Genomic DNA, 18,309 nt, shown 5'->3' with positions numbered 1-18,309 from the left:
CCCCGCGGGCGGCGCCCCCCCCCCCCCCCCCCCCGCCCCCCCCCCCCCCCCGCCCCCCCCCCCCCCCCCCCCCCCCCCCCCCCCCCGCCCGGCCTGCGACCTGGCGCAACAGCTGGAACGTCCGCTCGGCCGCCCGCAGGTCGGAGCCCTGCAAGCCGAGGTCGGCATCTATGACCCCGACGAGCGTCAGGTTCGGAAAATTGTGCCCCTTGGCCACCAGCTGCGTGCCGATGATGATATCCGCCTCGCCCGCGGCGATCCCCTCGATCGCCTCTTTCAGCGCCCGGGCCGAGCCATACAGATCGGACGACAGGACAGCGGTGCGCGCCTCGGGCCAAAGCGCGCGGGCCTCTTCCTCCAGTCGCTCGACGCCCGGGCCGACAGGCGCGAGCCGGTCCTCGGCCCCGCAGCTTGGACAGGCAGCCGGCATCGGCCTGGTTTCGCCGCACTGGTGGCACATCAGCCGTTTCAGGAAGCGATGCTCCACCATGGTCGCGTCGCAGTCGTCGCAGCCGATCTGGTGGCCGCAGGCCCGGCAGATCGTCACCGGGGCATAGCCTCGCCGGTTGAGGAACAGCAGCGCCTGCTCCCCCTGCGCGATCCGCCGGTCCACCGCTTGCTTCAAGCTGGGCGAGACCCACTTGCCGCCCGGCAGCTCTTCCATCCGCATGTCGATCGCCGCCATCCCGGGCATCACCGCCTCGCCGAAGCGGTCGGCCAGGTCTAGCCGCGCGTATTTCCCCGCCTGCGCGTTGGCCCAGCTTTCCAGCGAGGGCGTGGCCGAGGCCAGCACCACCTGCCCCCCGGTCAGCGAAGCCCGCAGCACGGCCATGTCGCGCGCGTTGTAAAGCACCCCGTCCTCCTGCTTGTAGGAGGTGTCGTGTTCCTCATCCACGACGATCAGGCCAAGATCGCGGTAGGGCAGGAACAGCGCCGAGCGTGCGCCCACGACCACCTGACAGCCGCCCTGCCCGACCATCTTCCAGCAGCGCCGCCGCTCGGTCATGGTCACGCCGGAATGCCACTCGCCGGGCTTCACACCAAAGCGCGCCTCGATCCGGGTCAGGAACTGCTCGGTCAGGGCGATCTCGGGCAGCAGGACAAGCGCCTGCCGCCCCGCGCGCAGGGTCTCGGCCACCGCCTCGAGGTAGACCTCGGTCTTGCCCGAACCGGTCACGCCCTTGAGCAGCGTCGTGCCATAGCGCTGCGCCTTGATGGCCGCGCGCAGCGCCTGCGCCGCCCCTGCCTGCGCCTCGGTCAGGGTCTTGCCGCCGTGATCCGGGTCCAACCGGGGATAGGGCGTATCGCGCGGCGCGTCCTCCTCGCGGACCGCACCCTGCTTGACCAGACCCTTGACCACCGATCCCGAGACCCCCGCCATCTCGGCCAGTTCGCCCAGGGTAAAGGACAGCCCACCATGGTCACGCAGCACCCCCAGCACCCTGTCGCGCGCGGCGGTCATGCGATCAGGTTTGGCATCGCCGAGCCGGAACACCTTGCGCATGGAGGGCGCATCGCCCAACCCCGGCGCCCGGGTGGCCAGCCGCAGCATCGCCGGCATGGGCGTCAGGGTGTAGCCCGCCGCCCGTTCGAGAAAGTCACGCATGTCCGGCGTCATGGGCGCAAGGTCCAGCACTCGGATCACCGAGCGGATCTTGGCCCGGTCATAGTTGCCCCGGCCCGGCCCCCAGACCACACCCAGCACCTTGCGCGGGCCCAGCGGGACCTCGACGAAGGCGCCCAGCCAGCAGCCGCCCTCGGGCGCGGCATAATCCAGCACCCGGTCCAGCGGCTGGGTGGTCAGCACGCCGACCAGGGCGCCTTCGTCGTAGAAGTCAGGTGCCGCCGAAGCCATGTTAGCGCAACCATCAAGGGGTTTCCGTATTGTCTAATCTGGGGTAAACCCTGCCATGACAACTGCCAACCCCAAGCACCCGGAGCTCTGACATGAAGTTCTTTGTCGATACCGCCGACGTCGACGCCATCCGCGACCTGCACGCGCTGGGGATGGTGGACGGCGTCACCACGAACCCGTCGCTGATCATGAAGTCGGGCCGCGACATCCACGAGGTCACCGCAGAGATCTGCGAGATGGTCGAGGGGCCGGTCAGCGCCGAAGTCGTCGCCACCGAGGCCGAGGCCATGATAACCGAGGGCCGCAAGCTGGCCGGGATCGCCGACAACATCGCCGTCAAGGTGCCGCTGACATGGGACGGGCTGAAGGCCTGCAAGACGCTCAGCGACGAAGGCAAGATGGTCAATGTCACGCTCTGCTTCTCGGCCAACCAGGCGCTGCTGGCGGCCAAGGCGGGCGCGACCTTCATCTCGCCCTTCATCGGGCGGCTGGACGACCTCAACCTCGACGGGCTGGACCTGATCGAGGACATCCGCACCATCTACGACACCTACGGCTTCGACACCCAGATCCTGGCCGCCTCGATCCGCTCGGCCAACCACATGAGCGACTGCGCCAAACTGGGCGCCGATGTGGCCACGGCGCCCCCGGCGGTGATCCACAAGATGGCCGAGCATATCCTGACCGACAAGGGCCTGGCCGCCTTCCTCGAGGATGCCGCCAAGGCCGGGATCAAGATCGTCTGACGGTGCCGTCCGGGGCTGCATTTTGTTCTGGCCCGGTGTGATCCCGCTCTGGTAAGCTCTTGCCAAACAAAAAGGATGGGCGTCATGAGCAGCAGCCCCGGCACCACCGTCCGCGATCGCATTCTGTCAGATCCAGAGACCGTGCTCGAGGATCAGGAGGTCATGCGCGCGCTGATCGCGGCAAACGCAAAGTCCATGGGGTCGAACATCATCGATCTGCGCGGCATCGCCATGGAGCGGCTTGAGGCACGGCTGGACCGTCTGGAAGACACCCATCGTACCGTGATCGCCGCCGCCTACGACAATCTGGCGGGCACCAACCAGATTCATCGGGCGATCCTGCGGATGATGGAGTCCTCCCGCTTTGAGGACTTCCTGACCGATCTGGCAGGCGACGTGGCCGACATCCTGCGCGTGGACAGCCTGCGGCTGGTGCTGGAATCCGCCAGCCGCGCCGAAGACCCGGCCGTAAGCCGCGGTCAGGACGTGCTGCGGGTGACCGAGCCGGGCTTCGTGGCCGACTACATCACGCAGGGCAGAAACCATCCGCCGCGCCAGGTGACCCTGCGCCAGCTGCGCACGGACAACGAGATGCTCTTCGGCGAGAAGGCCGATTTCATCCGCTCCGAAGCCTGCCTGCGCCTGGACCTCGGCAGTGGGCGGCTGCCGGGGGTGCTGGTTCTCGGCGCCGAGGACCCCCACCAGTTCACCCCGCAACAGGGCACCGACCTGCTGGCCTTCTTCACAGGTGTGCTCGAACGGGTCATGCGGCGCTGGCTGGGCTAGGCCATGATCGCCCCTGCCCTGTCCGACGCGCTGGACCGGTGGCTCGACCACCAGCGGGCCCTCGGCGGGGCCGCCGAGAACACCATCGCCGCCTATCGCCGTGACGTCCTGTCGTTTCTCGCCTTCATGGCCCGGCATCACGGTGCGGCCCAGGGCCTTGCCCCCATTGCAGCCGTGACCGTCTCGGACATGCGCGCCTGGATGGCCCACGAACGCGGGCGCGGCATCGCGGCGCGGTCGCTGGCACGGGCGCTCTCGGCGGTGAAAGGTTTCTACCGCTGGCTGGCCGAACGCGAGGGCATCGACCCCAGCGCCGTGCTGGCCACCCGTGCCCCCAAGCCCCGCAGCCGGCTGCCGCGCCCCCTGGCGCCGGAGGCCGCCCGTCAGATGCTCGACCAGGTCGAACTCCAGGCCACCAAACCCTGGGTGGCCGCCCGCGACGTGGCCGTGGTCACGCTGCTCTACGGCTGCGGCCTGCGCATCTCCGAGGCGCTGGGGCTGACGGGCCGCGACGCGCCACTGGGCCAAAGCCTGCGCATCCGGGGCAAGGGCGGCAAGGACCGGCTGGTCCCGGTTCTGGCGGCGGCGCGCGAAGCGGTCGCGGCCTACACGCACAGCTGTCCGCACAGGCTCGACGCCGAGGCCCCGCTCTTTCGCGGGCAGCGCGGCGGGCCACTCTCCCCACGCGCGATCCAGAAGGTGACCGAACAGGCGCGACTGCAACTGGGCCTGCCCGCCACGGCGACGCCCCACGCCCTGCGCCACAGCTTCGCCACGCACCTGCTTTCCGCCGGCGGCGACCTGCGCGCGATCCAGGATCTTCTGGGCCATGCATCGCTCTCGACAACCCAGACCTACACCGCGGTGGACACCGCCCGCCTGATGGAGGTCTACGACCGCGCCCACCCGCGGTCGGGCAAATGACCGTTTCTTCGGGTTTCAAATACCGTGGGGGAGTCGGTCGCAGACCGACGGGGGCAAGGCCCCCGACCCGAGGCGGCGTCCCGCCGCCGAGATATCAAGCGTGGCGCAGCCACACCGCTTGACAGCCCCCGCCCGCTTGCGCCGCCGGGCCAAATCCGACATCACAGCCGCATGACAAACCACAGCAAGGCCCTCACCGTTCACCTGCTCACCGGCACCGGCGCCGTCTTTGCCATGCTCGCCATGCTCGAGGCGATCCAGCAGGACTGGGCCCTCATGTTCGTCTGGCTGGTCGTGGCCTTTGCCGTGGACGGAATCGATGGCCCGCTGGCGCGGCGCTACGACGTCAAGCGCCACGCGCCGCGCTTCGACGGGGTCCTGCTCGACCTGATCATCGACTACCTGACATATGTCTTCATCCCGGCCTATGCGCTCTATGCCAGTGGGCTGATGGACGGCTGGTCGGGCTGGGTGGCGGTGATCGCCATCACCTATGGCTCGGCGCTCTATTTCGCCGATACCAGCATGAAGACCACCGACAATTCCTTCCAGGGCTTTCCCGGCTGCTGGAACATGGCCGTTCTGGTGTTCTTCGCGACCGAACCGCACTGGGCGACCTGCCTCGGCCTGGTCGCGGCGCTGACCCTCGCCATGTTCCTGCCCGTGAAATTCATCCATCCCGTGCGGACCCGGCGCTGGCGGGTGCTCTCGCTGCCGGTGGCCGTGGTCTGGACTGCCCTGGCGGGCTTTGCCGCCTGGACCGGGTTCGCCCCCGGCCCCGTGGTGACGGGCGCCCTGGTCGTGACCTCGCTCTACCTGCTGCTGGCCGGACCGGTTCAGCAAGCGCTCTACGGCATGGACGACAGGGCCTAGAAAACCTCTTCGATCACCATCTCGACGCCGTTCTGCGCGAAGCTGTCGCCCGCCTGAAGCCCCGCCATCTTCTTGTAGATCGGGCTTTCCTGCGAAATCCCCATGTAGGTGACGCCGCCGCAGTCGAACTTGCGGGTCGAGACGGCAACGATGAAATGCCGCCCGCCCAGCGTGACCACCGCGCCGGGGCCGACCTCGGCGCTCGGGCCGGTGTCCAGCGCCTCGAGCGCGTCGATCTTGGCTTCATGATCGTGGATCGGATCGTCAAAGCCATGGGCCAGGTCCGCCGCGACGCGGGCCGCAGCCAATTCGTCGCGCTCGTGGGGTTCGTTCTCGGCGAGGCGGCTGTCCTTGAGAAAGGCCGCGTAGTGATCCCGGGCGGCCCGAAGCTCTTCGGATTCCAGCGCCAGCATGCGGTCGCGCAACTCGGTCTTGCTGGGATGTGTCATTCGCCTGTCTCCTTCGTTTTGCAGCAAAGACAAGACACAGCCCCGCACCGGCCCGCGCTGATCTGGATCAATCGGCGGGCAGCGGCTGTCCCGCGCCACTGCGCGAAACAGCCTGCCCCCGGGCAGGATATGGCCTCAGCCCAAGGCCGTGTCGCAGCGCCAGCAGACGCCCGGATGGGTATGGCGGCCCACATCCGGCAGGATCTTCCAGCAGCGCTGGCACTTCTCGCCTTCGGCCTTCTCGAAGACCACGCCGACGCCCGCGACCTCCGGCAGGCGGAAGGCCTCGGCAGGCGAGGGATCGGTGGTCACGCGAACGGCCGACGTGATGCAGATATCCTCGAAATTCACGGTATCGAGGATCGCCTTCGCCGCGGCATCGACATGCACCACCGGCGCGGCCTCCAGCGAGGCGCCGATCACCTTGTCCCGGCGCTGCACTTCCAGCGCGGCGGTCACGGCCCGGCGGACCCGACGCACGGTGGCCCATTTCCCGGCCAGTTCTTCGTCGCGCCAGTCGCCCGGCGTCTCGGGGAAGTCCACCAGATGGACCGAGCTGCCCGCGCCCGGGAACCGTTCCAGCCAGACCTCTTCCATGGTGAACACCAGCACCGGGGCCAGCCAGGTCGTCAGCCGGTGGAACAGGATGTCCAGAACCGTCAGCGCGGCGCGGCGCCGGTCGCTGTCGCCGTCACAGTAAAGCGCGTCCTTGCGGATGTCGAAATAGAAGGCCGACAGTTCGACCGTGGCGAAGTTGAACAGCGCCTGGAACACGCCCTGGAAATCGAACCGGGCATAGCCGTCGCGCACCACCGCGTCCAGTTCGGACACCCGATGCAGCACCCAGCGTTCCAGTTCCGGCATCTCGGCGGGATCGACCCGGTCGCTTTCTTCGAAATGCGCCAGCGCCCCCAGCAGGAACCGCAGGGTATTGCGCAACCGGCGATAGCTGTCGGCCACGCCCTTGAGGATTTCCGGCCCGATCCGCTGGTCGGCCATGTAATCGGTCTGCGCCACCCAGAGCCGCAGGATATCGGCGCCGTATTGCTTGACCACATCATCGGGCGCGACGACATTGCCCAATGACTTGGACATCTTGTTGCCCTTCTCGTCCAGCGTGAAGCCGTGGGTGACCACGTTGCGATAGGGCGCGCGCCCCTTGGTGCCGCAGGCCTGCAGCAGCGAGGAATGGAACCAGCCGCGGTGCTGGTCGGTGCCTTCCATGTAGACATCGGCGATGCCGTCGGGGGTGCCATCGGCCCGGTCGCGCAGCACGAAGGCGTGGGTCGAGCCTGAATCGAACCAGACGTCGAGGATGTCGAAGACCTGCTCCCAGTCGTCCGGGTCGTAGTGATCGCCCAGGAAACGCGCCTTGGCGCCGGGCTTGTACCAAGCGTCGGCGCCCTCGGCCTCGAAGGCCTCGGCGATGCGGGCGTTGACGGTTTCGTCGCGCAGCAGAAAGTCCGGGTCGGTGGGCAGCGCGCCCTTGCGGGTGAAACAGGTCAGCGGCACACCCCAGGCCCGCTGGCGCGACAGCACCCAGTCGGGCCGGGTCTCCATCATCGCGCGCAGGCGGTTCTGCCCCGAGGCGGGTGTGAACTTCACCAGCTCGTTGATGGACTTGAGCGCGCGGTCGCGGATCGTCGTGCCGTGGGCGTCCTGTCCGTCGCCCACGGGGCGGTCGATGGCGGCGAACCACTGCGGCGTGTTGCGGTAGATCACCGGCGCCTTCGACCGCCAGGAATGCGGATAGCTGTGCTTGATCTTGCCGCGCGCCAGAAGGCCGCCGACCTCTTGCAGCTTGGCGATGATGGCGGCGTTGGCATCGCCCTCCCAGTCGCCCTTCTTTGGCTTGTCGCGCAGGATCTTCTTGCCGCCGAAGAACGGCAGGTCGGCGCGGAAACTGCCGTCGTCCTTCACGTTGTAGGTGATGACCTGGTCGAGCATCCCCAGTTCGCGGTAAAGCTCGTATTCCTCCATCCCATGGCTGGGCGCGCAGTGCACGAAACCTGTGCCCTCTTCATCGGTGACGAAATCGGCGGCGCGGAAGTCCCGCCGGTCGTCCCATTCGCCATTCGACCCCTCGGCCCCGGCCAGCGGGTGCTTGAGGCTCAGGCCCGACAGTTCTTCGGCGGTGACGTCGCGCACCCGTCGCCACATGCCGTCGTCCAGCCGCGCGCGTGCCATGACATCGGCCGCCAGATTGTCGGCCAGCAGGTAGCGGTCGCCCGTGTTGGCCCAGCACTCCTCGGGGGTGTCCAGCACCTCGTAGAGGCCGTAGGAGATGTCCGCGCCATAGACCACGGCCTTGTTTGATGGAATTGTCCACGGAGTTGTCGTCCAGATGACGACATGCGCGCCTATCAGGTCGCTTCGACTCATCGTCGACATCAAAGCGGTCGCGGCTGTGTCATGGGCTTTGCCCGTGCGACTGGCAGACTTAACCTCAAACTTCACCCAAACGGTAAAGCTCTCCTTGTCGTGATACTCGACCTCGGCCTCGGCCAGGGCGGTCTTTTCCACCGGCGACCACATCACTGGCTTGGACCCCTGGTAGAGCGTGCCGGTCATCAGGAATGTCATGAATTCCTCGGCGATCACGCGTTCGGCGTGGAAATCCATCGTCAGGTAGGGATCGGCCCAGTTACCGGTGATGCCCAGCCGCTTGAACTCGTCGCGCTGGGTGTCGATCCAGCCCTCGGCAAAGCGGCGGCATTCCTGGCGGAAGTCGATGACATCCACCTGGTCCTTGTCCTGGCCCTTTTCACGGTAGCGTTCCTCGATCTTCCACTCGATGGGCAGGCCGTGGCAATCCCAGCCGGGCACGTAGCGCGCATCGTGGCCCAGCATCTGGTGGCTGCGCACGATGATGTCCTTGATCGTCTTGTTCAGGCCGTGGCCGATGTGCAGGTGCCCGTTGGCATAGGGCGGGCCGTCATGCAGCACGAACGGGGGCCGGCCCTCTTTCTCGCGCAGGCGGTCGTAGATGCCGATGCTATCCCAGCGGGCCAGCCACTCGGGTTCACGCTTGGGCAAACCCGCGCGCATGGGGAAATCTGTTTTCGGCAGGTTCAGCGTATCTTTGTAGTCGGGCGTATCGGCGCACATCGTGTCGCGTCCTTCGAAATTCGGGAATTATTCACGGCTGCTCAGGTCGGTGCGGATTCCTCGGACACCTTTGCCCGGCGTCTCTTGCTTGGCTCAGAGCGCCGGGGTCGTAATTCGGATGATGGGCCGGGCATGTCTCATGTCTGGGCTGCTTATAGGCCCCGTCGCGGCAGGGGTAAAGTGGGAGGCACGGCAGGCCCGGGGTCAGGCCGCGAACAGCGTCCCCACACCGTAGGCGATTGCCGCGGCAGTGCCGCCGATCACGAAGGTCTCGGTGCCCGACCGCCACCAGGGCGCCAGCGACCAGCGGCTTTTCCAGACGCCAACGGCGAAGAATACCCCCATCGTCAGGCCGAACGACCAGCCGAACGGTGTCGCGACCCCCAGAAGGAACGGCAGAAGCGGCACCATGCCGGCCAGCAGGAAGGCGGCGAAGGTCGCCAGCGCGGCCCGCATCGGCTGCGGCTCGACGATCGAAAGGCCGTATTCGCCTTCCATCATCAGGTCGATCCAGGCTTTCCGGTCGCCAGCGATGGCCGCCACGGCGTCCTCCAGCACGGAACCGTCCAGCCCCTTGGCACGCAGGATCTCGCGTACCTCGCGCCGCTCGCCCTCGGGGTTGTCGCGGATATGGCGGGCCTCGATCGCGCGCAGGCGCTTGATCTCGTCCAGTTCGGACTTGGTGCCCGAGTAATTGCCAGCCGCCATGGAAAATCCGTCGGCCAGGACATTGGCCAGTCCCAGTGCAACGATAATGAAGGGTGACAGCCCGGCACCCGCCACCCCCGCGACGATGGCAAGGGTCGTGACCGACCCGTCGATGGCCCCGTAGATCATGTCGCGCAGGTGGCCGCGCCCGGCGGGTGCGTTGATGCGGGCCTCCACCTCGGATTGGCTGTGTCCGTGTTCGTCCATGGGGGCAATATACACATCAGGCCGAGGCGCTGCCTTGTCCTGAATCAACCCCTTGGCCCGGCGCCGGGGATGACCTATCCAGCCGCCATGCCGCTGCCGCCGAAATTCGATGTCTCGGAAGACGAGATTGCCCGCGTCGTCGCCCGCTTCTACGAGGCTGTCCGCGCTCATCCCGGGCTGGGCCCGGTCTTTGCCGTTCATGTCGACGACTGGCCGGCCCACGAAGAGAAGATCATCCGCTTCTGGTGCAACGCGATCCGGCACGAGCGGGTGTATGACGGCAACCCGGTGCAAGTGCATGTGGCCGCCGGAAACGTCCGGCCCGGTATGTTCGAGACCTGGCTGGCGCTCTTCGATGCTGTGCTGAAGCAGGAACTGCCCGAGGCGCAGGCGCGGTCCTGGTCGGCGCTGGCGCACCGGATCGGGGCCAGCATGCGCGCCGCGGTGGTGGACCGTCAGAAACCCGGCGAGGTGCCGATCCTGCGATAGGACACCCCGAGTCAGGCTCGCGCGAACAGGCCCGTCAGCGCGCGCTTAACCATGCCGCTGACCGAAGGGCGCCTGAGGCTGCCGAAAGGCAGCGGGCGGCAGACCTCCATGGCGGCGACACCCACACGCGCGGTCAGGGCGCCATTCACCACGCCCTCGCCGAAGCGGCGCGAGACCTTGGACAGCATCCCGCCACCCGCGACCGAACCGATCAGGTCATCACCCACGGCCACCGCCCCCGTGGCCACGAGGTGCGCCAGCACCGACCGGGTCAGCCGCCAACTGCCCAGCGCGCCGGACTTGCCGCCGTAGATCTCGGCGATGCGGCGGATCATGCCGATGTTGGCCGCAAGCGCGGTGAAGATGTCCGCAAAGGCGAGGGGCACCACGGCCGTGACCGTGGCCACCCGGCGTGCGGCCGCCTCGACCTCTTGCCTCGCGCGCTTGTCGAGCGGATCCAGCAGCGCGGTTTCGGCCAGACCCAACAGCGCGTCGGCGTCCAGCACCTCGCCCCGCCGGTCGGTGAAGGCCGCGCGGCCCCAGGCGGTATCCTCGCGATCCTTGTAAAGCGCCAGCAGGTCCTCCGTCACCTCCTGCGCCGCGCTCAGTGATCCATCGGTCAAAGCCTGGGCGGCCCGCGATTGCAGCCGGTCCACCCGGCGCAGCCGCACCAATGCGGCCAGTTCCCGCACCGCGATCAGCAAAAGGACAAGGCAGAATATGCCGGTCAGCCCCAGCGCCAGGGTGCCCAGCAGCGGCGACCGCGCCAGCAGCCCGGTGATGACGTCGTAGGCGGTGACCGAGGCGGCAAATCCCACCAGCGCGGCAAGGCTGCCCCAGAACCAGCGCGCCAGCCGCGATCCCCGCCCTGCCGCCAGATGTGCAGCGGTCTGCATGGCGGCGGCCTCGCCGCCGTCCTCGGGCACAGGCGGTGCGGCATCCGGCGCGATGGTCTCGCTCTCGTCCAGGTCGATCAGCACCGGCCTCTTGCTCATAGCCTGTCCCCCAGCAGGAATTGTGCCGCCCGGTCCAGCCGGATGTGCGGCGGCCCCTCGCCCGGCTTCAGCGTCAAGGGCAGCGGCGCAAAGCGCATCACCTCATAGTCCGCGTCCAGCCAAGCCGCGGCGCCCTTGCGCGCGGGGGCCAGCAGGTGGGCGGGGTCTTCGGGCAGGGCGCCGGGGTGAAAGGCCGCGCGCTTGTCCGTGCCCAGAAGCCGGCCCCGGACCACTGCAAGCTCGGCCCCGTCATGGGGCACGCGGTCCTCGTCCGTGGCGCGCAGGGCAGCGATGGACATGGCGCGTACCTCGGCCCCGGCAAAGGCCGCCCGGTCGCGGGCGCCACGCAGCAGGCTCTCGGTGATCGCGGTCAACCGCGGGTGCTGTTCGTGGTGCAGATGATCGGCCTTGGTCGCGGCGAACAAAATCCGGTCGATGCGGCGCCCCATGAGCAGGCGGCTGAGCACATCGTTCCGCCCGGGCCGGAAGGCCGTCAGGATGTCGGCCATAGCGCGGCGCAGGTCCTCGACCGCGCGCGGGCCCGCATGAATCGCCCCCAGCACATCGACCAGCACGATCTGCCGGTCGATCCGGGCGAAATGATCCCGGAAGAAGGGCCTCACGACATTGCGCTTGTAGCTGTCGAAGCGGCGTTCGAATTCCCGCCATAGGCTGCGGCGGCCCGGCCTGTCGACCGGCGGCAGCGGCGCGAAGGTCAGCACGGGCGAGCCTTCCAGATCACCCGGCAGCATGAAGCGCCCCGGCGTGCAGTCTGAATAACCCGCCTCGCGCGCGGCGTTCAGATGCGCGGTATAGGTCCGGGCCAGCCCCTGCGCCACGGGTTCTTCGAGCACCTCCGCGGGATCGGTGGCGCTCAGCTGCCCCAGGTAGTCGGCGCCGCCGGGCCGATCCTCGATCCGGGCCAGCACCTCGGCCGACCAGCTGGCGAAGTCCTTGTCCAGAAGCGACAGGTCCAGCAGCCATTCGCCGGGGTAATCCACGATGTCCAGATGCACCGTCCGCGGCCCCTGGACCGATCCGATCAGCCCGCCCGGCTGCACCTTCAACGACAGGCGCAGCTCGGAGATGCGGCGCGTGCTTTCGGGCCATTGGGGCGCGCGCGCGGTCAGGTCGGCTAGGTGCGCCTCGTAGTCGAAACGCGGCACCGTGTCGTCGGGCTGCGGTTGCAGATAGGCCGCCCGGATCGCCCCGCTGGCCGCCGGCTGGAACTGTGGCATCCGCCCCCGGTCCAACAGATTGGCCACCAGTGAGGTGATGAAAACGGTCTTGCCCGCGCGGCTCAGGCCCGTGACGCCAAGCCGGATCACCTGGTCGGTGAAGGGTGCGGCGAGGGTGCCGGTCACCCCCTCCACGCCCCGCGAAATTCCCTCTGCGAGCGTCGAAAGACCCACCGCCGCCCCTTTCCTGGCCGTTCGGTGCGAAGATAAGGGGGCGGCCGGGCAATGTGTAGGGATTGATTTCGCCCCCGCCTGCGCCTAAGGCCCCGGCCATGCCTCGCTATGCGCTCAAGATCGAGTACAACGGCCAGCCGTTTTCCGGCTGGCAGCGCCAGACCGACCTGGCCACGGTGCAGGGCACCATCGAGACGGCCCTGGCCCGGCTTTCGCCCGGCCCCCATGCCATCGCGGGGGCGGGCCGGACAGATGCCGGGGTTCATGCCCTGGGCCAGGTGGCGCATTGCGACCTGGACAAGGACTGGGACCCGTTCCGCCTGTCCGAGGCCCTCAACTACCACCTGCGGCCCGCCCCGGTCGCGATCACCGCCTGCGCGCGGGTGGACGGCGACTGGCACGCGCGGTTCTCGGCCCTCGAACGGCGCTATCTCTTTCGACTGGTGGCGCGCCGCGCGCCGCTGACCTTCGAGAAGGGCCGCGCCTGGCGGGTGCCGCAGAGGCTCGACCCGGAGGCGATGCGCGCAGGCGCAGCGCACCTCGTGGGACGGCACGATTTCACCACCTTCCGGTCCTCGATCTGCCAAGCCGACAGCCCGGTCAAGACGCTGGACGCGCTGGAGATCGAGCATCACCCCCGCCCCGAGGGCGGCATGGAGGTCCTGTTCCATGTCCGCGCGCGGTCCTTCCTGCACAACCAGGTGCGCAGCTTCGTGGGCACGCTCGAACGGGTCGGCGCCGGGGCCTGGGAGCCCGGCCGGGTGAAGACGGCGCTCGAGGCCCGCAGCCGCGACGCCTGCGGCCCGGTCTGCCCGCCCGACGGGCTCTACCTAGCCGGGGTCGGCTATCCGCAGGACCCTTTCGCACCCTGAGGGCGGCAAGGCCCCGCCTGATTGTACGGTTTCGCGTTTCCCCACTGCGCTGTCCACGTTACATTCATCGCGACAGGCTGCACTTGTTGGGGGTTTGCGTGCGTCTTCTGACCGGTTTCATCGCCGTCACGATCTGGCTCTGGCCGCTCTGGGCTGCCGCACAGGAGGTGCGCCTGACCCTGCAAGGTGGCGATCGAGCGCTGGAGTCACAACTGCGGAACGCGTCGCTTCTGGTCGCGCTGGAGCGTGACGGCGCCGAGGCTCCGCAGGATTACCTGGCAGCTGCCCGGGCCGACTACGAGCGTCTTCTGACCGGGTTGTACCGGGCTGGGCACTATGGCGGCACGATCTCGATCCAAGTGGACGGGCAAGAGGCGGTGACGCTGGACCCGCTGCTACCGCGCGCCTCGGTCGAGCGGGTTGACCTGCGTATCAAAACCGGTCCGCGCTTCCGCTTTGGCCGCACCCAGGTGGCCCCCATCACATCCGACACGACCCTGCCGGAGGCTCTCGCTACCGGGCTACCCGCGCGCAGCGACGTGATCCGCGATGCCACCCGCACCGCCGTGGCGGGCTGGCGCGCCGAGGGGCACGCCCTGGCCGCGCCCAGCGACCAGGACATCAGGGCCAACCACCCGGAACTGGAACTGGACGTCGTCGTCCGGATCGCCCCCGGCCCGGTGCTGCGCTACGGCGAGATCGACGTGACCGGGACCGAGCGCAGCCGCCCCGACCGCGTCCGCGCCATCGCCGGTCTGCGCCCCGGTGACCGCTTCGATCCCGAGGCCATCGCCCGGGCCGAGGCCAACCTGCGCCGCACCGGGGCCTTCGCCTCGGCCACGGTGATCGAGGGCGAGGAGGCCGGCGCCGACGACACCCTGCCCATGGCACTGCGCATTGTCGAACAACCGCTGCGGCGGCTCGGCTTCGGGGCCGAGTATTCAACCGTTTCGGGGCTGACGCTCTCGGGGTTCTGGCTGCATCGCAACCTGCTTGGCGGCGCCGAACGCCTGCGTGTCGAGGCCGAGGTCGCGGGCCTTGAGGGGGCCACCGGGGGCATCGACTACGGCCTGTCGACCAGTTATCTGCGCCCGGCGACCTTCCGCTCGGACGTCGATTTCTATGCGAATCTCGGGATCGAGCAGCGCGACGAGCCGCAGTTCTTCGAACGCAGGATCAATGCCGAGGCGGGCTTTATCCGCCGCATCCGCGAGGAGGCCGTGATCGAGCTTGGCCTGGGCTACAGCGCGGGCGAGGTCGAGGATTCGCAAGGGACGCGCCGCTACCAGGTCCTGACCTTGCCCATCAAGGGCACCCGTGACCGCCGCAACGACGAATTCGACGCCACATCGGGCTACTTCGCCAACCTCGAGATCATGCCCTTCCTCGGTCTGACAGGCAGCGGCAACGGGGTGCGGGTCTACGGCGACGGGCGCGTCTATCGCAGTTTCGGGGCCGAAGACCGCGTCACCTTCGCCCTGCGTGGCCAGGCCGGTGGGGTCTGGGGTGCGGATGCTGTGGACGTGCCCGCCAGCTTCTTGTTCTTCTCGGGCGGCGGCGGCACGGTGCGCGGCCAGCCGTTCCAGTCGCTCGCGGTGGATCTGGGCGGCGGCAACGAGATCGGCGGGCGCGCCTTCGTGGGCGCCCAGGCCGAGGCCCGCGTTGGCATCACCGAGAGCATCGGCCTCGTGGGCTTCTACGACACCGGATTCATCGGGGCCGACGCATTTGATTTCGGCAGCGGCGACTGGCAATCGGGCGCCGGTCTGGGGCTGCGCTACGACACCGGCATCGGGCCGATCCGGTTGGATCTCGCCACCCCTGCGAGCGGCCCGGAGGCGGCTGAACGCGTGGAAATCTACATCGGGATCGGGCAGGCCTTCTGATGCGGTATCTCCTTCTGACCTTCTGTCTTTTGCTGGGCACGTCAGCCCTGGCCCAACAGGCCGAGGACGACCGCGGGTTCCTGACCGGGCTGATCGAGGACGCGGTCTCGGACCTGGGCCGCGAGGTGCGGCTCATGGGCTTCGAAGGGGCGCTGTCCTCGCGCGCGACGGTTCAGGCGATCACGATCGCCGACGAGACCGGCGTCTGGCTGCGGCTAGAAGAGGTCGGCCTGCAGTGGACTCGCGCGGCCCTGCTGTCAGGCCAGATCCAGATCGAGGAACTGGCCGCCGAGCGGATCATCCTGAGCCGGGTGCCGGAACCGGCGGGCGGCGCGGCGGTGCCCAGCGCGCAGGCCACGCCCTTTTTCCTGCCCGACCTGCCGGTCTCGGTCGAGATCGGCGAGGTCCGCGCCGAACGGATCGAGATCGCCGAGGTCTTTCTCGGCGAACCCCTCGCGGCGCGGCTGCAAGGGGCCCTGTCGCTGGTCGACGGGCTGGCCGATGCCGAATTGACGCTGGCGCGGGTGGACGACAAGATCGGGCGCTTCGTCCTCGATACCCGTTATGATGAGTCCGCGGGGCAACTGGCGCTGTCGCTTCTGGCCGAAGAGGGAAAGGGCGGCATCGCCGCCCGGATGCTTGGCCTGCCTGACCGGCCCGCCCTGCGCCTTGAGATCACGGGCGACGCCCCGATCAGCGCCTTCGACGCCGAGCTTGCCCTGTCCACCGACGGGGCCGAACGTGTGATGGGCCGGTTTCAGCTGGGCCAGGAGGGCGGCGCGGCGGAAACCGTCCCGGCCGAGACAGCCCCGGACGAGACCTGGTTCAACCTGGCCCTGACCGGTGATTTGCGGCCCTTGTTGCAGGAGGACTACCACCCTTTCTTCGGGCCCTCGTCCAGCCTGCTGGCCTCTGGGCTGCGCGATGGCGACGGGGCGCTGGACCTGACCTCGCTTTCGATCGAGGCCGAGCAACTGACGCTTGGCGGCTCGGCCCGGATCGGGGCGGGGGGCTGGCCCGAGGCCTTCGATTTGACCGGCCGCATGGCGGCGGCGGATGGCGAGCCGGTGCGCCTGCCCGTCTCGGGACCCCGGACCGAGATCGCCTCTGCCGACATCGACCTGCGATACGAGGCCGCAGCGGGCGAGCGCTGGCGGGGGCGCTTCACGGCGCGGGATCTGGATCATCCCGAGCTGTCGGTCGATCGGCTGACCCTTCGCGGGCAGGGCACGATTGCCGAGGGCGCAGGCGCGGACCTTGGGCGGTTCAGCGCCGATCTGGACTATGCCGCCACGGGACTCACGCTGACCGACCCCGCCCAGGCCCGGGCGCTGGGCTCGGACATCCGCGGCAGCCTGCGCTTTGCCCGGCAGGAGGGCGAGCCCTTCGAGGTCGAGGCCCTGACCCTTCGGGGCGCGGGGCTGTCGGCACAGGCCAATGCCACGGTCCGCGGGCCTGACGTGCGCTTTCGCACCCGCACTGCGGCACGGATCACGGCCGAGGATTTCGGCCGCTTCTCGGGGCTGGTCGGTCGGCCGCTGCAGGGCGACGGGCAGATCGCACTTTCGGGCAGGCTGCAGCCCTTCGACGGGATTTTCGACATCGACCTGAGCGCCCGGACAGGTGACCTCGGGCTTGGCATCGCGCAGGTCGACCCGCTGCTGACCGGTGAGACGCGCCTGTCGCTGCGCGCCGCCCGCAACGAGAGCGGCACCCGCCTGGACGACCTGGACCTGCGCGGCGAACACCTGAGCGCCGATGCCAGCGCCGAGATCACGGGCGATGCGGCCAGCGGGACCGTTGCCGCCCGGATCACCGACATGGGCCGGATCGACCCCGCCCTGCAGGGGCCGGGCACCTTCGACGCGGACCTGCGCACCGACGCGGCCGGCGTCGTCACGACCGAGGCCGTGCTGATCGCCCCCGATACCCGGCTTGATGCCGATGTCACCGCCACCCCCGAGGGCGCGGGCTATGCCGTGACGGGCCTTGCCGTGCTCGAGGCCGGCGACCTGTCGCGGGTCGCGGGCCTCACGGGGTTGCGGCTGGGCGGGGCCATGACGCTCGAGGCGCGCGGAGACTACGCCACCGAGACCGGCGCGGCGCAGGCTGGTCTGACAGTCACCACGCAGAACCTGCGCGCCGGGCCGGCGGGGCTCGATCCGCTGCTGCGCGGCGCGGGCGAGTTGCGGGCCGAGTTCGACCAGAGCCCGACCGGGCGCATCGCCCTGAGCGGGTTGCGCGCGCGCTTTCCCAATATCAGTGCGGATGGCGACGTGGACATCGCCGACGACGGGCTCGCCCGCGCCGACCTGGACCTGCGGCTGGCCGATGTCGGGCTGCTGGCCCCGGATTTCGCCGGACCCGCCACAGCCCGGATCGAGGCCGCGCAGGACGCGCGCGGCTGGCAGGTCTCGGGCAGCGGCAGCGGCCCGGCGGGCACCACCGGGCAGGCCGATGGCCGGATCGGCAACGATGGTCAACTGGCGCTGAACCTGGTCGGGCAGGCCCCGCTGGGGCTGGCCAATGCCTTCATCGCGCCGCGCCAGATCAGCGGGCTGGCCCGCTACGACCTGTCGGTGAACGGTCCTCCGCGCCCGGCGTCGCTGTCGGGCGCGGTGACGCTCTCCGATGGGCGCCTGACCGCTCCGAACCTGGGCCAGGCGATCGAGGCGCTATCCGGCCGCGTCCGCGTTAACAGTGGGCTGGCGCAACTGGACCTGACGGGCGACCTGGCCGCGGGCGGGCAGATCGTGGCCGGGGGCAGCATCGGGTTGTCGACCCCCAACACCGCCGACCTGCGTCTGGAGTTGCAGCGCGCCCGCCTGCGCAATCCCGCCCTTTACGAAACGCGGGCAACCGGCACCATCCGCGTGACCGGGCCACTGCGCGGGGGCGCGCGCCTCAGCGGCGGGGTCGCGCTGGGCCGCACCGAGATCCGCGTGCCCTCCAGCCCCGTGTCCACCCTGGGCGACCTGCCGCGTGTGACCCACAAGGCC

14 protein-coding genes are annotated in these 18,309 nt (G+C 69.1%); 8 read left to right on the top strand and 6 right to left on the bottom strand.

The features are described 5' to 3' along the window. A partial coding sequence (gene priA, locus ACH107_RS21070; RefSeq protein WP_412507475.1) for a primosomal protein N' occupies positions 1-1,855 on the bottom strand: 1,855 nt, incomplete at its 3' end. 92 nt (positions 1,856-1,947) lie between these two features. Between priA and fsa the strand changes: the two genes are divergently transcribed. From fsa to ACH107_RS21050, 4 genes are all read left to right on the top strand, one after another. Continuing rightward, complete coding sequence (gene fsa, locus ACH107_RS21065) at positions 1,948-2,601, top strand: fructose-6-phosphate aldolase (protein ID WP_310690495.1); 654 nt, start codon at positions 1,948-1,950, stop codon at positions 2,599-2,601. Positions 2,602-2,685: 84 nt separating this feature from the next. After that, positions 2,686-3,387, top strand: coding sequence for a DUF484 family protein (locus ACH107_RS21060; RefSeq protein ID WP_310690496.1), 702 nt, complete (start codon positions 2,686-2,688; stop codon positions 3,385-3,387). Between the two features lie 3 nt (positions 3,388-3,390). Further along, positions 3,391-4,311 (top strand): tyrosine recombinase XerC, encoded by a 921-nt coding sequence (locus tag ACH107_RS21055; protein ID WP_310690497.1) that lies wholly within the window; start codon positions 3,391-3,393, stop codon positions 4,309-4,311. A gap of 171 nt (positions 4,312-4,482) precedes the next feature. After that, positions 4,483-5,184: a CDP-alcohol phosphatidyltransferase family protein gene (locus ACH107_RS21050; RefSeq protein ID WP_412507474.1), complete on the top strand. Its 702-nt coding sequence runs from the start codon at positions 4,483-4,485 to the stop codon at positions 5,182-5,184. Here the strand turns inward: ACH107_RS21050 and ACH107_RS21045 are convergent. From ACH107_RS21045 to ACH107_RS21035, 3 genes are all read right to left on the bottom strand, one after another. Next, positions 5,181-5,633: a hypothetical protein gene (locus ACH107_RS21045; protein ID WP_310690499.1), complete on the bottom strand. Its 453-nt coding sequence runs from the start codon at positions 5,631-5,633 to the stop codon at positions 5,181-5,183. The two genes, ACH107_RS21050 and ACH107_RS21045, sit on opposite strands and share 4 nt — an antisense overlap. A 135-nt stretch (positions 5,634-5,768) precedes the next feature. Continuing rightward, a complete protein-coding gene (ileS, locus tag ACH107_RS21040) occupies positions 5,769-8,741 on the bottom strand; it encodes an isoleucine--tRNA ligase (protein ID WP_412507473.1) in 2,973 nt (990 codons plus the stop codon). Between the two features lie 204 nt (positions 8,742-8,945). Continuing rightward, the gene (locus tag ACH107_RS21035) at positions 8,946-9,656 is read right to left on the bottom strand and encodes a VIT1/CCC1 transporter family protein (RefSeq protein ID WP_412507472.1); all 711 of its coding nucleotides are present in this window, start codon (positions 9,654-9,656) and stop codon (positions 8,946-8,948) included. 69 nt (positions 9,657-9,725) lie between these two features. Between ACH107_RS21035 and ACH107_RS21030 the strand changes: the two genes are divergently transcribed. After that, positions 9,726-10,145 (top strand): group III truncated hemoglobin, encoded by a 420-nt coding sequence (locus ACH107_RS21030; RefSeq protein WP_310690502.1) that lies wholly within the window; start codon positions 9,726-9,728, stop codon positions 10,143-10,145. A gap of 11 nt (positions 10,146-10,156) precedes the next feature. On the opposite strand, the gene ACH107_RS21025 is transcribed toward ACH107_RS21030, so the two are convergent. Both ACH107_RS21025 and ACH107_RS21020 read right to left on the bottom strand, forming a co-directional pair. Next, on the bottom strand, positions 10,157-11,140 hold the full coding sequence (locus tag ACH107_RS21025; RefSeq protein WP_412507471.1) for a YcjF family protein: 984 nt from the start codon (positions 11,138-11,140) through the stop codon (positions 10,157-10,159). Further along, the gene (locus tag ACH107_RS21020; protein WP_412507470.1) at positions 11,137-12,552 is read right to left on the bottom strand and encodes a YcjX family protein; all 1,416 of its coding nucleotides are present in this window, start codon (positions 12,550-12,552) and stop codon (positions 11,137-11,139) included. Before ACH107_RS21020 ends, ACH107_RS21025 begins: the two co-directional genes overlap by 4 nt. Positions 12,553-12,650: 98 nt before the next feature. Here ACH107_RS21020 and truA point away from each other — a divergent pair, with 98 nt between their 5' ends. From truA to ACH107_RS21005, 3 genes are all read left to right on the top strand, one after another. Continuing rightward, positions 12,651-13,424, top strand: coding sequence for a tRNA pseudouridine(38-40) synthase TruA (gene truA, locus ACH107_RS21015; RefSeq protein WP_310690505.1), 774 nt, complete (start codon positions 12,651-12,653; stop codon positions 13,422-13,424). 98 nt (positions 13,425-13,522) lie between these two features. Then, a complete protein-coding gene (locus tag ACH107_RS21010) occupies positions 13,523-15,310 on the top strand; it encodes an autotransporter assembly complex family protein (RefSeq protein ID WP_310690506.1) in 1,788 nt (595 codons plus the stop codon). Further along, on the top strand, positions 15,310-18,309 hold a 3,000-nt coding region (locus ACH107_RS21005), incomplete at its 3' end, for a translocation/assembly module TamB domain-containing protein (protein ID WP_412507469.1). The genes ACH107_RS21010 and ACH107_RS21005, both read left to right, overlap by 1 nt.

The sequence above is a fragment of the Roseovarius halophilus (ex Wu et al. 2025) genome, from assembly GCF_047086965.1.
Note: the sequence above shows the minus strand (reverse complement) of the source record. Positions and strands in the feature narration are given on the sequence as shown.